Raw genomic sequence first — 14,328 nt, 5'->3', positions numbered from 1 at the left:
GTGAATTTGTCAATAATCATTTTCTAATATACGGTTCATTTCATCAGGTGTTAAAGGCCGGCGTACTGCGGGCGGGCTATATGATGATATGATTGTAGACGGATTTTTCCATATTGATATACAGTAAAAGCAAACATCATGAAGGGAGGCCGTTTATGAAAGCTGTCGAGGTTCAGACGGGGCGGGATCCGGGCGTGATTGCCGGAAAAGAACGAAGGACGCGTTTTTTCGCGAAATTGCTTCAGCAAAAATATTTGTATTTGATGATTCTGCCGGGGCTTGTTTATTTTCTCCTTTTTAAGTATGTGCCGATGTGGGGGATCATCATTGCGTTTCAGGACTACCAGCCTTTTCTCGGGATCACGGGAAGCGAATGGGTCGGGTTCAAGCACTTTGAAAGGCTGTTTACCGAGCCGACTTTCTTTATGCTGCTCAAAAATACGCTGATCTTGTTTTTCTTGAATCTGGTCGTATTTTTTCCAATTCCGATTATTTTGGCCATTTTATTAAACGAAGTCAGAATCGCGCTGTTTAAAAAGTTTGTCCAGACGATGATCTATATTCCGCATTTTATGTCATGGGTGATCGTCGTGTCGCTTTCATTTGTTCTTTTAACGGTAGACGGCGGTTTGATCAATGAAATCATCGCATATTTCGGCGGGGAAAAAATCAATTTTCTGCTGAATGAAAACTGGTTCTGGCCGCTCTACATCCTTCAGGTGATCTGGAGGGAAGCCGGCTGGTCAACGATCATTTACCTGGCGGCCATCACCGCGGTTGACCCGCAGCTTTATGAGGCGGCGAAAATGGACGGGGCCAACCGTCTGCGGAGAATGTGGCATGTGACGCTGCCCGCGATCAGAAGCGTCATTGTCGTTCTGCTCATCCTTAAAATCGGTGATACGCTTGAACTCGGATTTGAGCATGTGTACCTGCTTCTAAATGCAACAAACCGCGAAGTCGCTGAAATTTTCGATACGTACGTGTATACGGCAGGTTTAAAGCAGGGGCAGTTCAGCTACAGCACGGCCGTCGGTTTGTTCAAAGCCGCTGTCGGCCTCATTTTGGTCATATTTGCAAACAGGATGGCAAAGAAATTTGGAGAAGAAGGTATATATTAACTTTTTTGATGAAAGGATTTGAATGTCATGAATCAATCTCTCATCACAAAATCGCCTCTTCATGTTGCCGAAGAAGCAGCCAACACGGTAATGAAAGCGTATACAAAGGATAAGCTGCCTCCGTCCGGCCGCTGGCACTATCACCAGGGAGTGTTTTTATCCGGACTGATTCATCTCTGGAAAGAAACAGGGAAAGAGTCGTATTTTGCTTATGTGAAGGACTATGTCGATTATCTCATTGATGAACACGGAAATTTTTATTTCAGCAGGGATGAGCTGGACGCCATCCAAGCGGGGCTTCTTCTGTATCCTTTGTATGAAGAGACTGGAGATGAACGCTACAGGAAAGCGGCGGGAAAGCTGAGGGGTCTTTTCAAAACGCTGAACCGGACATCTGAAGGCGGCTTTTGGCATAAAGATAAATATCCTTATCAAATGTGGCTCGACGGGCTGTATATGGGAGGACCCTTCGCGCTCAAATATGCGAGGGCTTTCAATGACCCTGAACTGTACGATTTGGTCGTCCTTGAAGAAACCTTAATGCGAAAACATACAAAAGACCAGCATACAGGCTTGTATTACCATGCCTGGGACGAACAGCGGAAAATGCCTTGGGCCGATCCTGAATCAGGCTGCTCTCCAGAGTTTTGGGGAAGGTCGATCGGCTGGTATGCGCTGGCGCTGAGCGACATGATCGAGCTGCTTCCGGAGGGACACGGCATGAGAGAGGAATGGATCAAAACGCTCCGGGATATGGTAAAAAGCCTCACCGATTTTCAGGATGAGGAAACCGGATTATGGTATCAGGTCGTTGATAAAGGGGACCGGCCGGATAACTGGCTGGAAAGCTCTTGCTCATGCTTGTATCTATACGCGCTGGCGAAAGGCGTCCGCATGGGCTACATCGATCCATCGTATACAGAAAAAGCCTTGAAAGCATACAGCGGGCTCTTGAAGGAGAAGATCGAGGTGAAGCCGGGAGAAGGTTTGTTTTTGAAAGATATTTGCGTCGGGACATCCGCCGGCGAGTACGCGTATTACGTCGGCCGTGAAAGAAGCGTCAATGATCTGCACGGAGTCGGCGCTCTTATTATGGCGCTTTGTGAGCTTGGAAAAACCGGAGGCTGTAAAGATGGGGGAGACAGGTGAAAAAGACGGTTTTTCTCACCGCTGTGATGATGCTCCTTACCTCATGCGGCAAAGCTGATTCTGCGCGTACAGACGTTTTTATTTTTTCAGATGCATCTGCAGAAATCAGCGGGAACATTGAAAAGGCAGCCGGGAAACAGCATCTCAGCGCCAAGTTTTTCCCGGCATCTCCCGAAAAACTGCTTGTTGAAATCGCGGCGAAGGAAGGAGATTTATATATCGTTCCAGAAGAAATGTTTAAGCCGTTTTTTGATCCGGAAGGGCTGCGGCCGCTGGGCTCTCATCCCGGGGACGGAGAGCCGTATACGGCGGCCGGGTCGGATGGAGAAAAACGGGTGTATGCGGCTGTTCTTAACAAAGGAGAAAAACGGCTGAACGGCTATACGTTTCAGCTGAATACAGACATGGCCGCGTTTATCCCGATTTATGCGAAGAAAACCGATGAAGCGATGGATCTGATAGAGGCGCTTCGAGGTCAATGAACAGAGGTGTGCAATGCCGATGAAAAAGTATGTCGTATGCGGGTTGAGCGGGCGCGCGCTCAACATGTTCATCGAGCCGCTGACAGGGGAACACCGCCGCGGACACCGGATCGCGGCGCTCCTTGATGACGATCCGCTCAGGGAAGCCGTCTGCAAAAAGCGATTCCCCGAGCTTCGTTCGGTTCCGTTTTTCAAAGCGGATGCGTTTCATGAGATGATCGAAAAGGTCAATCCCGACACCGTTATTGTGGCAGGCCGCGATGACACGCATGTCCGCTACATTTTGGGCGCTTTGGAATTGAATAAAGATGTGGTGACTGAAAAGCCGATGGTGACTACGGTGAGAGACGCTAAAGCCGTTCTGGCAGCCGAAGCGGAGAGCCGGGGCTCTGTGACGGTGACCTTTAATTACCGCTACAATCCGTACCATCGCAAAATTAAAGAGATGATATTGGAAGGGAAGCTTGGCAGAATCACCTCAGTTGATCTCAACTGGTACATCGATACGTACCACGGGGCAAGCTATTTTAAACGCTGGAACAGAATGAGAAAGTATTCCGGAGGGCTTTCCGTCCATAAGTCGACACACCACTTCGATCTTGTCAATTGGTGGCTTGACCAAATGCCGCAAGAGGTCTTTGCTTACGGCGGATTATACTATTACGGGCCGGACGGCGAAATGAATCCTGAAAAAGGGGAAAAACGCTATTGCGGCACGTGCCATGTCAAACAGAAATGCCGCTACTTTGTGAGATGGCAAGCGGGCGATCCGGAGGATGATCACATTCAGGCGAACGAACATCAGCATCTGCTCTACACCAATTACAGGCCTGATGCTTGTATTTTTGATGAGGAAATTGATATTGAAGACACCTATGCGGCCGTTTTGAAATACGACGGCGGCGCATTGCTGAACTATTCCGTCCACTTTTCCGCACCTTATGAAGGATACCGGCTTGCGATAAACGGCACGAAGGGGAGACTGGAAACGAAAGAATACCATGCCCCCGGAAGAATTCCTTTTGAGATACCCGAGCAGACGATCGAGTATTTTCCTCTGTTTGAGTCGAAGGAGACGATCCGCGTCGTCCGCCAGCCTGGCGGACACGGCGGAGGGGACCCGCTGCTGTTGCGGGAGCTGTTTTCAGGGAAAGACCCTTTAAGGGAGTATGATATTCTGGCCGGTGCCGAAGCCGGCGCCTATTCGATCGCGGCAGGCGAAGGAATGTGGCGTTCGATCAAGGAAAAAAGGCCGATCGGGATCGAAGAGCTGCTTCATTCCCGGCAATACTCGTAAGGAGGACGGAAATCGTGGAACAAGATGTCTCCATGGGAAGGGTGCTCAGCTTTTGTGAATGGGTGATGAGATTTGCTTATACCAATTTGCTATGGTTCCTGTTTACGATTCTCGGCCTCGGTGTGTTCGGTTTTATGCCGGCGACAACCGCTTTATTTGCCGTGATGAGAAAGTGGATTATGGGCCGTTCGGACATTCCGGTTTTCAAAACGTTTTGGATGGCGTACCGGGAAGAGTTTTTCCGCTCAAATGCGCTTGGATGTATCATGGCTGCGGCCGGCATCATCCTATATATTGATCTGGCCTTTATTTATCCGGAGAATGTTTTTCTGTATATCCTCCGCTTTGTCATCATGGTGTTCGGCTTTTTGTTCCTCATTATGTTTTTTTATATGTTTCCGCTGCTCGCCCATTTTGATTGGAAAAAGCGGATGTATCTTAAGTTTTCGCTGATTCTCGGGGTGTCGTATTTGCAGTATACGCTGACAATGATAGCGCTTGTGATTCTGCTTTTGGCCGCTTTTGCCTATCTGCCGGGAATCATTCCTTTTTTCAGCGTCAGCCTTGTAAGCTATTTGATAATGTGGCTTGCGTACCAGGTTTTCAAGAGAGCGGGAGCAGCAGAGCCGAAAAACGGCCACATCCCGCGGACATATAATGCACGCTGGTCCCGCCTCTGGTGTGTTTTTTATCATGAAAGGAGATGATGCTGTTTGGGCAAAGAAAACGATGGGCAGTATCTTCATTGGATTGATCAAGCCGTGAAAGACAGCTTGGGAAAGGAGGGAATACGGTCTTTGCCGGGGTTCGGAAAACCGCTTAAAAAAGATGCGCTTCAAGGAGACGCCCTTTCCAGCACCCTGAAAAACGCCCGCTATCTTCCCCGCTGGCTCGAGCTGCAAAAAGAAATCAAAGAAGAGATCGAGAAAGCGATTGCATCCAAGCACCCCGAAGAGCGGATCGACATGATCAACCGAAAAATCAAAACATACAACCTCTCCTGTCCAAGCCAATTCCAGAAAGGTCTTGTAACAGAACAAAACCTCGAAAGCCAGCTGAACGTTTGGAGCTGATTTCAATCACTTATAACGTAAATTGAATATTTATAAAGTAATTGCCAATATTAATCATTTTCTGTAAAATAAAAGAAACATATCTACTGTTTTTGAAAATGAGAAAGGATGAAAAAAGAAGTGGAGACGAAAACGGCATACGAAAAGGCGGCCGGGCTCATGAATCAATGGTATACCATGATCAAACGCCATGAAGCGCTGCAAGCAGCTTCGTTAAAACAAGAAATTAAGGAGCTGCTTGCAAACATGGAAAAAAACGGAGATCTGCAGCTTTATTTTCATCTTCTGGATTACCGCCACAAACTGATGACAGAGCAGTTCGCTGAATCCGCGGAAGTTTTCAGGGAGATACAAAAGCAAAAAGAAGCGGTCAGGAATGCCGATGACATCATCCAGTACTACTTTTTCTTTTTTTCGGGCATGTACGAATTCTATGAAAAAAATTATTTTGAAGCGATCAACTGCTACAAAAAAGCCGAACATAAATTATACAAAATAACCGATGAAGTAGAAAAAGGGGAGTTTCACTATAAAATCGCGATCGCATACTATCAGGTAGACGATCATTTTCGTTCAATGAACCATGCCGAGAAAGCCCTCGCCGTTTTCAATCGACATGATGAATACATAGATAAAGCGATAGGATGCGACATGATTCTCGGCTCCATCCAGTTTGACCTGTTCCGCATCAAAGAAGCAGAAGAGCATTACAGCCGGGCGTTGGATCGGGCCGCTTCTTTTCATAATCTGAGGGTAGTCGGGCTTATCTATCATAATATGGGGGTGAACTATGCCAACCGAAACATGCCGCTTTTGGCCGAGGAACATTTTAGAAAAGCCCTCTCCATCAAGATACATGAGCAGTCCATTTTTGGGATCAATACCATCTTCGAACTGGCTCACATCCTGTATAAGCACGGTTATGCCGAAGAAGCGCGACAGCTTTGCAAGGAAGGCTTCTCCCGGGCGGCTGAACAGGGAGAGGAAGAATATACGGCGAAATTCAGGCTGATCTTTGCCTTATATGACGGGGGGCATCCGCTTGATATCGATTTTTCCCTGGAGTATTTGACGAATAAAAAGCTCTGGGCGCATGTTGCCGAATTGGCGAAAGACATTGCCGACTACTACATGGGGCAGGGCGATGAGAAAAAAAGCGCTCATTATCTTGAAAAATCACGATATGCCGAGAATCAAATATGCAAGGTAAAGGAGGAATTAATATGAAAAAAGCCGCTCGTTTTTCAGCAGTCATGTTCGCCTGCCTGATTGCTGGGAGCTCCTTTGCATGGGCTTCCGAGCAGAATGAGCCGCTGCAAACAGCGGGAAAATCCGTATTCCCAGATAACGGGCTGACGCAACCGAAGTCTTAAATACCCATCGCTCCCCGACTTTTGCTATAATATTCTCACCTTAAACAATAAAGGGAGCTGGAAGTATGACAGTAAAAGAGATCACACCGGATGAGTTAAAAGAAAAGCTTTCAAAAGGCGAAACACTTAACATCGTTGACGTCAGAGAGGACGATGAAGTGGCCGAAGGCATGATACCGGAAGCCGTTCATATTAAGATGGGCGATATCCCGGATCAGCTCGGCTACTTTCAAGAAGACGAGCCTTATATTTTTGTCTGCCGGTCCGGGAAGCGCAGTGAAAATGTTTGTCTCTATTTGCAGGATAAAGGATTTGATGTGACAAATATGGTGGGCGGCATGCTCAAATGGACCGGCGATACGAAACCGAAAACAAAATAAGCTGCAAAAACTTCTTATCTTAAAAGGTAAGAAGTTTTTTTCTTTTTTATTCAAACAATTGATAGAATTTAGTCAAAAATAAGCCGTAAATAGCTTAAATTTTACATATTTTGATATGTATTTATAAAAAAATTTATTGTAAAGTAGCTTTTGTAAGGATTGGAAAACCGATCATTGAAACCAGTGATATTCTAATGAAAAAGGGGGTGGGTATCCAAAAATTCAGATGTTCGCAAGCAATCATGTGAAATAGTGAGCAAACTTACAAAACGGAGTGATAAATAATGGCAGTAAATGAGCAGGCACACGATTCACAAACACATGATTCATCTGCACCGTCCGACATCAGATGGACTCCGCTTTTGTTGACGCTGATCGTCGGTGTTGTCATTTGGTTGATTGGGCCGCCGGCGGGTATCGAGCCAAAGGCATGGAATTTATTGGCGATATTCGTTGCGACAATTGTGGGATTTATCTGCAAACCGCTTCCGATGGGATCGCTGTCGGTCATCAGCATGACGCTTCTGATCATAACAGGGACGCTGACGACACAGGAGACGCTTGCCGGATTCAGCAATACGACGATTTGGCTGATTGTCGCCGCATTTTTTATTTCCCGGGGATTTATTAAAACAGGCCTTGGAACGCGGATTGCCTATTTATTTGTCAGGCTGTTCGGAAAGAAAACACTCGGCCTTTCGTATTCATTAATATTATGTGATTTCATTTTAGCTCCAGCTACACCGAGCAACACGGCCCGGGCAGGCGGAATCATTTTTCCGATCGTCCGCTCATTGGCTGAAGCTTTCGGTTCCCGCCCCGGCGACGGAACGGAAAGAAAAGTGGGTTCTTTTTTAACGCTGACCTGTTTCCAGGGAAACATGATTACATCCGCCATGTTTATGACGGCGATGGCAGCGAACCCTCTGGCCGTTTCTTTCGCAAAAGCGGCGGGGATCGAGATTACGTGGGGCGGCTGGCTTTTGGCTGCTTTGCTTCCGGGGATAATCAGCTTAATTGTCATTCCGCTGTTTATCTATAAAGTGTATGGACCGGAGATCAAGGAAACACCCGGAGCCAGACAGATGGCTATTGACAAATTAAAGGAACTGGGTCCTGTAAAACGCTCTGAAAAAAATATGATTTTCGTATTTTTTATCATTTTGTTATTGTGGATTTTCGGTGAGAAGATCGGAATTGATGCAACCGCAACGGCGTTGATCGGCCTTTCTCTACTGCTGGCCACCAACGTATTGAACTGGGAAGATATTAAAAATGAAAAGGCGGCATGGGACACATTGATTTGGTTTGCTGCGCTTGTGATGATGGCGACGCAGCTCAATACATTAGGGCTGATTCCCTGGGTCTCTCAGCAGATCAGCCAGTCTGTCAGCGGTATGTCCTGGTTGACGGCTTTGATCGTGCTGGGCGCCGGCTATTACTATGTTCATTATTTATTCGCCAGTTCAACGGCGCATGTCAGCGCGATGTACCCGGCATTTTTGGCTGTAGCGATTCATGCGGGTGCACCAGGCATGCTGGCGGCACTTCTTTTCGGCTTTTTCGGCAATTTATTTGGTTCAACAACGCATTATGGAGCAGGTCCGGCGCCGGTGCTGTTCGGTTCCGGCTATGTCTCCCAAGGAAAATGGTGGTCCATCGGCTTTTGCATTTCCATTTTGCATATGATCATCTGGTTCGGGGCAGGCATGATCTGGTGGAAGCTACTCGGTTTCTATTAAGATAAGCAAGGATTGGGGGACAACATGATGAATGGAATAAGTGAATGCGCCATGCTGACATATGATATCGTTGTTGTCGGCTCCGGCGGTGCGGGAATGAGGGCCGCACTCGCAGCCGGGGAAGGAAGCGGGCTGAGAGTCGCCGTCATCAGCAAAACATATCCGACACGCTCGCATACCGGAGCGGCCCAAGGCGGCATCAATGCGGTGCTTAAAAACCGGGATGCTAATGATACGACCGATTCGCATGCATATGACACGATAAAAGGCAGTGATTTTTTAGCGGATCAGGATGCGGTTCATTATTTTACTGAAGGGATGCCCGGCATGATTAAGGAGCTTGACTATATGGGAGTTCCGTTTTCCCGGGATGAAAACGGGAAAGTCGCCCAGCGTCCGTTTGGCGGAGCTTCTCATCCGCGCGCCTGCTATTCGGCTGATAAAACCGGCCATGTGATTTTGCATGCTTTATTTGAACAATGCTTAAAACATCAGGTCGAATTTTTATATGAATGGTTTTTGTTATCTGTTGTCACAGATGGAAACGAATGCGAAGGAGTCACGGCGATGAATATTCGGACAGGCGAGATTCATCCTGTTCAGGCGAAATGCGTCGTGATCGCAACGGGCGGATTCGGGCGCGTCTACTGGAACCGGACGACGAACGCATTCAATATGACGGGCGACGGAGCGGCCGCTTGTCTGGAAGCAGGCATTCCTTTGAAAGACCCCGAGTTTATCCAATACCATCCGACAGGCATGTCTAAAACGGGTGTATTATTGTCTGAAGCATGCCGAGGTGAAGGCGGCTATCTGATCAACAAAAACGGTGAACGCTTTATGGCCCGCTATGCACCGGAAAAAATGGAGCTCGGGCCGCGGGATCTTGTGGCTCGTTCAATCGAACAGGAAATTAAAGAGGGCCGCGGCTGGGGGGAGGGAATCAACGCATATGTATGCCTTGATCTTCGCCATTTGGGCAAGGAGAAGATATTGGAGCGGCTTCCTCAAGTCCGCCAATTGGCCATCGAATTTGAAGGCGTCGATATCATCGAAGAGCCGGTTCCGATTCGTCCAAGCTGCCATTATGTCATGGGGGGCATCCATGTCAAAGATTATAAAACGGCGATGACGCCTGTAAACGGCATATTTGCGGCCGGCGAGTGTGCATGTGTATCGATACACGGGGCAAATCGTCTAGGCGCCAATTCAGTCGCCGATGCCGTGTTTTATGGAAAAGTAGCCGGTGAAGGGGCAAGAGAACTGGCAAAAACACGAACTTTCGGCTCTGGCAAATGTCTGAGCGAAGATGCCGGGCGGTGGAGAGAAACTTTTGAAACGATGCGAAAAAAAGAAACAGGCACCGACTTAATCAACATTCGCCAGCGGATGGCGGAAACGATGTGGAACAATGTCGGAATTTTCCGTAATGAACAAGATATGCTCCAGGCCTTAAAGGATATTGATCAGCTTCTTCTTGAATACGAGGATGCCTGTTTTCACGATCCATCTGCACGCTATAACACCGCATTCATTCATTATGTGGAAGTCGGAAATTTACTCAAGCTGACCAAAGCGGTAACAATCGGAGCGCTGAACCGGAAAGAAAGCAGGGGCGCCCATACGCGCGAGGATTATCCTGACCGGGACGACCGCCGCTTCCTAAAGCATACGCTGGTGTATAAAAACGGAGATGAATACAGGCTTGAGTATGCTCCAGTGTCGATTACCAAGTATCAGCCGGAGGAGAGGAAATACTGATGAGGAATATTACGTATCGGATTAAACGGTTTGACGGAGAGCATATGTGGCATCAAACGTATACACTCCCTTATGAAAAAGGCAGCACCATTTTATCTGTGCTGATCAAGATCCGCGAGGAATATGATCCAACGTTAAATTTTACATCAGCCTGCCGGTCCGCGATTTGCGGAAGCTGTGCAATCCGCATCAACGGCCAGGCCTTCCTCGTTTGTAAAACGCCGTTAGATGACATACTCGATATGTTTAAGACGGATGAGCTTCTGTTTGAACCGCTTGGACATTTCGAAGTTGTCCGCGATCTCGTTGTCGACTGGGAGCCTAAATTTGAAAAAATGAAACGTGTGAAGCCCTGGCTCATTCCGAAAGAAGAAGGCTCAAAGGAAGAAGGATTTGTCCAGTCAGAACAGGATTTCCACCGGATCTCGTCTTCAGCCGACTGCATTTTATGCGGTGTCTGCGCATCTGAATGCTCACAGCTGGATATTCATGAAGATGGCTATCTTGACCCGTTTATTTTAAATCGGGCGTACCGTTTTGCAAAAGATACGCGTGACGCCGACTCAAAAGGACGGATTCGCGCAGCACTGGACCACAGTTTGTGGAAATGCGTGCACTGCCACGAATGCGTCACGAAATGTCCAAAAGACATCAACCTTGCCGGTGAAATCGCCGAGCTGCGGCAAATGACGATGAAAATGGGCGAAACGAAAAACCTCGGCGCCCGCCATGCGTATGCTTTTCATGATGACGTCAAGCGCAAAGGCCGCTTAAACGAAACGATGCTTCCCGTCAAAACGGAAGGCGTGCTGAATACGGTGAAAAAACGTGTGCCATTTGCGATGCGCATGGTTCTGAAAGGAAAGATGAATCCCCTTCATATGCCAAAAGAAGTCGAAGGGATCGAGGACGTCAGGAAAATCTATGAATATGTCAAGGCGGGTGACAAATCATGAGATATGCTTTTTTTCCGGGCTGTACGCTGGAGTCTGCTGCAGAGGAGCTGATGATTGCGACCAAAAAAGTAGCCGCTGCCCTCGAAATCGAACTGGTTGAAATCAGCGGCTGGACGTGCTGCGGGGCAAGCCACATCCAAGACATCGATGAATTGTTATCGACATCGATCAACGCGCGCAATATCGCGTTAGGCGAAAAAGTCGCCGATAAAATTTTAACGGTATGCAACACATGTACATTAATGCTTCGGACAGCCAAGCAGCGGATTGATGAAGATGAAGAAATGAAAGAAAACGTGCAAAAAGGACTTAGAGAGGCAAACCTTGAATATAGCGGGAGCGCGGAGGTGACGCACCTGCTGTGGACGCTGATCCAGGATTACGGATTGGAAAATTTGAAGAAAAAAGTCAAGCGTCCGCTAACAGGCTTGAAGGTGGCGAATTTTTACGGATGCCACATCATTCGCCCTCCTAAAATCATGGGGTTTGAAAATCCGGCCAATCCAAGGTCAATGGAGATGGTCATGGAGGCCTTAGGAGCGGAAAGCGTCGATTTTGACAGGCGTTTGTCATGCTGCGGCTTTCATGCGGTATTCCCCGCTGAACGCGAAGTCTTGAAAATGACGGAAAACAACTGTCTGTCTTCTAAAGATGCCGGAGCGCATGTAATGGTGACGCCGTGTCCGCTGTGTCATATGCAGCTTGATATGTATCAGCCTGACGCCCAAAAACGCGCCGCCCGCAAGATTGAAACGCCTATCCTTCATCTGCCGCAAGTCATCGGCTTGGCATTGGGCTTCAGCCCGGAAGAATTGGCGATTAACCGGCATATCATTGATGCGCTTCCGATTTTGCAGGAGCAGCTCGCATAAGAAGGAATGGGGATGGAAGAATTTGATGGCATATATGAGAAAAAAGCAAAGCTTGTCGGTTTAAAGGGCGGCGACAAGCTGTGTTTGATTAATTTTTGCGATGACTGGATACACGATCATTATGAAGAAAGCTATATATATTACGGCAGGATGTATTCGCCGTTTGAAAGCTTTCATCCAAATGCCGTTCATATTAGCGGCTATTTTAGAGATGATGATTCAAATGCGTGGATCAAAGTAGAAAATGGCATTGCAAGACTGGCAAAAGAAAAATATGACGGCTGGTGGGATTCACTCGAAGCTTTGCTGAAACAAGAGCTGAATCCGTAAAGCGAATATATGAAATCTCCTTTCGATCAGCTTGCAGGGAGATTTCTTTTTTGTTCATAACTTCGGATGTTCGCGAATACCTTTCAAATAGAAAGGAGAGAGCGTATGCTGAAGGTTGCCGTATTTGATGAAGAACACGAAAAAGATCTGCAGCACGAAATCAACGAGTTTTTAAAAAAGCTGTCCGAAGACCAGCTGGTCGACATAAAATACAACGTCTCCGCCGCATGCGATCCCCAGGGCGAACAGCTTTACTGTTTTTCAGCGTTGATATTATACAGAAAATAAGCAAACAACTCTTCTTAATAAACAAAGAGCCGACTCGCAGAAAAAACATCGTTTTATTCCACAAGCCGCGCTTTACCGGTTGTTGTTGATTCAGATGAATAGATCCAGCATCATCGTAAAGACAAGCCCTGATACAGCTACAATGGTGGAAAGCACCGTATACGTTCCGAACGCTTCCTTCAGTGTCAGGCCGAGTGATTCTTTTACCATCCAGAAGCCTGCGTCATTGACATGGGAAGCGATGGCGCTTCCTGCTCCTGTGGCCAGTGCGACAAGCTCGAGATTCACATCGGGCATGGAGGCAAGTGATGGGATGACAAGGCCCGCTGTCGTCAGGGTGGCGACAGTTCCAGAACCCAGGCAGATACGCAGGATTGCTGCGACCATCCAGGCGAAGAATACCGGTGACATGGATGTTCCGGAAAAGATGGATGCCACATAGTCTCCCACTCCGCCATCGATGAGCACCTGTTTCAAGGCACCGCCGCCGCCAATAATCAGAAGCAGCATTCCAAGTGCATTGATCGCGGAACCGCAGGAATCCATCAGCTTTTGAATAGGCACGTTTCTTCTGATTCCCATCGTGTACATCGCGACTAAAAGCGAGATGACCATTGCGGTTGATGAGTTGCCTATAAAGCGAATGATTGCAATCAACAGACTGTCTTTAAAGTGCAGTTCTGCCTGCAAAATATCTACGGCGGCACCGGCCGCCATAAGGATAACCGGGAATAATGCGGTAAAGACGCTGACACCGAAGCCGGGCATTTCTTCTTCCTTGAATGTTTTCCTGGCGCCGAAAGATTCGCTGCCTTCCCGCGTCCAGGCAGAAGGCACGATTCGTTTTGCGAGCTTCGGATACAGAATCCCTGACAGGATAACCGTCGGAATGGCTACGATGATACCATAAACAAGGACAAGACCAATGTTCGCTCCGTACTCCGCAGCCACTGCTGTCGGACCTGGGTGGGGCGGAAGGAAGGCATGCGTCGCGAGTGCCGCCGCAACCATCGGCAGTCCAAGATGGACGATGGAGACCCTCAGCTCCTTTGCGATCGAGAAGATGATGGGAATCAATAAGACAATGGTTACTTCAAGGAATAGCGCAATTCCTACAATGAACGTTGCGAATAAGACGGCCCATTGGATGCGCTTTTCTCCGAAACGGTCAATCAGCGTGGTCGCAATGCGGTTTGCACCGCCGGCGTCAGCAATGAGACGGCCCAGCATCGCACCCATTCCGAAGATGAGCGCGATATGGCCCAGCGTTCCGCCTAAACCGCTTTCAATGGAACCTACCACTTTTGATAGCGGCATGCCAAGCAGCAATGCCACGATAAAAGAGACAATGATCAAGGAAACGAATGTATTGAGCTTGAATCTCATAATAAAAAGAAGTAATAAAAGCACACCAAAAGCGATGATGAGTAATGGCATAAGTTTCTCCTCCCGAAGTCTATTTTCTTGTAAGCGGTTTCATTATTGTTTTCTAGAAAGGAAGGAT

At 47.7% G+C, this 14,328-nt stretch carries 16 protein-coding genes; 15 read left to right on the top strand and 1 reads right to left on the bottom strand.

Annotation, left to right across the window (positions count from 1 at the left end; translation table 11 throughout):
* Positions 1-155: 155 nt before the first annotated feature.
* The 15 genes from BTR1S_RS15405 to BTR1S_RS15340 all read left to right on the top strand — a co-directional run bounded on the left by BTR1S_RS15405 (position 156) and on the right by BTR1S_RS15340 (position 12,824).
* Positions 156-1,121: an ABC transporter permease gene (locus BTR1S_RS15405; RefSeq protein WP_029419194.1), complete on the top strand. Its 966-nt coding sequence runs from the start codon at positions 156-158 to the stop codon at positions 1,119-1,121.
* A 27-nt stretch (positions 1,122-1,148) separates the two neighbouring features.
* Positions 1,149-2,270, top strand: coding sequence for a glycoside hydrolase family 88/105 protein (locus BTR1S_RS15400; protein ID WP_006636120.1), 1,122 nt, complete (start codon positions 1,149-1,151; stop codon positions 2,268-2,270).
* Between the two features lie 26 nt (positions 2,271-2,296).
* On the top strand, positions 2,297-2,752 hold the full coding sequence (locus BTR1S_RS15395; protein ID WP_051056650.1) for a hypothetical protein: 456 nt from the start codon (positions 2,297-2,299) through the stop codon (positions 2,750-2,752).
* A gap of 19 nt (positions 2,753-2,771) precedes the next feature.
* Positions 2,772-4,049, top strand: coding sequence for a Gfo/Idh/MocA family protein (locus BTR1S_RS15390; protein WP_006636122.1), 1,278 nt, complete (start codon positions 2,772-2,774; stop codon positions 4,047-4,049).
* A gap of 14 nt (positions 4,050-4,063) precedes the next feature.
* Entirely contained in the window at positions 4,064-4,756 is a 693-nt protein-coding gene (locus BTR1S_RS15385; protein ID WP_029419193.1) for a YesL family protein, read from the top strand.
* A 6-nt stretch (positions 4,757-4,762) separates the two neighbouring features.
* Positions 4,763-5,122 (top strand): DnaJ family domain-containing protein, encoded by a 360-nt coding sequence (locus BTR1S_RS15380; protein WP_006636124.1) that lies wholly within the window; start codon positions 4,763-4,765, stop codon positions 5,120-5,122.
* Between the two features lie 120 nt (positions 5,123-5,242).
* Positions 5,243-6,349: a response regulator aspartate phosphatase gene (locus BTR1S_RS15375; RefSeq protein ID WP_029419192.1), complete on the top strand. Its 1,107-nt coding sequence runs from the start codon at positions 5,243-5,245 to the stop codon at positions 6,347-6,349.
* Entirely contained in the window at positions 6,346-6,495 is a 150-nt protein-coding gene (locus BTR1S_RS22870) for a hypothetical protein (RefSeq protein ID WP_167373789.1), read from the top strand. Before BTR1S_RS15375 ends, BTR1S_RS22870 begins: the two co-directional genes overlap by 4 nt.
* A gap of 65 nt (positions 6,496-6,560) precedes the next feature.
* Positions 6,561-6,875, top strand: coding sequence for a rhodanese-like domain-containing protein (locus BTR1S_RS15370; RefSeq protein WP_006636126.1), 315 nt, complete (start codon positions 6,561-6,563; stop codon positions 6,873-6,875).
* A gap of 284 nt (positions 6,876-7,159) precedes the next feature.
* Complete coding sequence (locus BTR1S_RS15365) at positions 7,160-8,617, top strand: anion permease (RefSeq protein ID WP_029419191.1); 1,458 nt, start codon at positions 7,160-7,162, stop codon at positions 8,615-8,617.
* A 27-nt stretch (positions 8,618-8,644) separates the two neighbouring features.
* On the top strand, positions 8,645-10,378 hold the full coding sequence (locus BTR1S_RS15360; RefSeq protein ID WP_006636128.1) for an FAD-binding protein: 1,734 nt from the start codon (positions 8,645-8,647) through the stop codon (positions 10,376-10,378).
* Entirely contained in the window at positions 10,378-11,334 is a 957-nt protein-coding gene (locus BTR1S_RS15355) for a succinate dehydrogenase/fumarate reductase iron-sulfur subunit (RefSeq protein ID WP_006636129.1), read from the top strand. Before BTR1S_RS15360 ends, BTR1S_RS15355 begins: the two co-directional genes overlap by 1 nt.
* Positions 11,331-12,206 (top strand): CoB--CoM heterodisulfide reductase iron-sulfur subunit B family protein, encoded by an 876-nt coding sequence (locus BTR1S_RS15350; protein ID WP_006636130.1) that lies wholly within the window; start codon positions 11,331-11,333, stop codon positions 12,204-12,206. Before BTR1S_RS15355 ends, BTR1S_RS15350 begins: the two co-directional genes overlap by 4 nt.
* A 12-nt stretch (positions 12,207-12,218) precedes the next feature.
* Entirely contained in the window at positions 12,219-12,536 is a 318-nt protein-coding gene (locus BTR1S_RS15345; protein WP_006636131.1) for a hypothetical protein, read from the top strand.
* Between the two features lie 105 nt (positions 12,537-12,641).
* The gene (locus tag BTR1S_RS15340) at positions 12,642-12,824 is read left to right on the top strand and encodes a sporulation protein Cse60 (protein WP_006636132.1); all 183 of its coding nucleotides are present in this window, start codon (positions 12,642-12,644) and stop codon (positions 12,822-12,824) included.
* A 90-nt stretch (positions 12,825-12,914) separates the two neighbouring features.
* Here the strand turns inward: BTR1S_RS15340 and BTR1S_RS15335 are convergent, their stop codons facing one another.
* Positions 12,915-14,261: a gluconate:H+ symporter gene (locus BTR1S_RS15335; RefSeq protein WP_006636133.1), complete on the bottom strand. Its 1,347-nt coding sequence runs from the start codon at positions 14,259-14,261 to the stop codon at positions 12,915-12,917.
* Positions 14,262-14,328: the final 67 nt, after the last annotated feature.

The sequence above is a fragment of the Bacillus sonorensis NBRC 101234 = KCTC 13918 genome (assembly GCF_001592005.1).
GTDB lineage: Bacteria > Bacillota > Bacilli > Bacillales > Bacillaceae > Bacillus > Bacillus sonorensis.
This window is presented reverse-complemented; position numbering and strand designations above follow the sequence as displayed.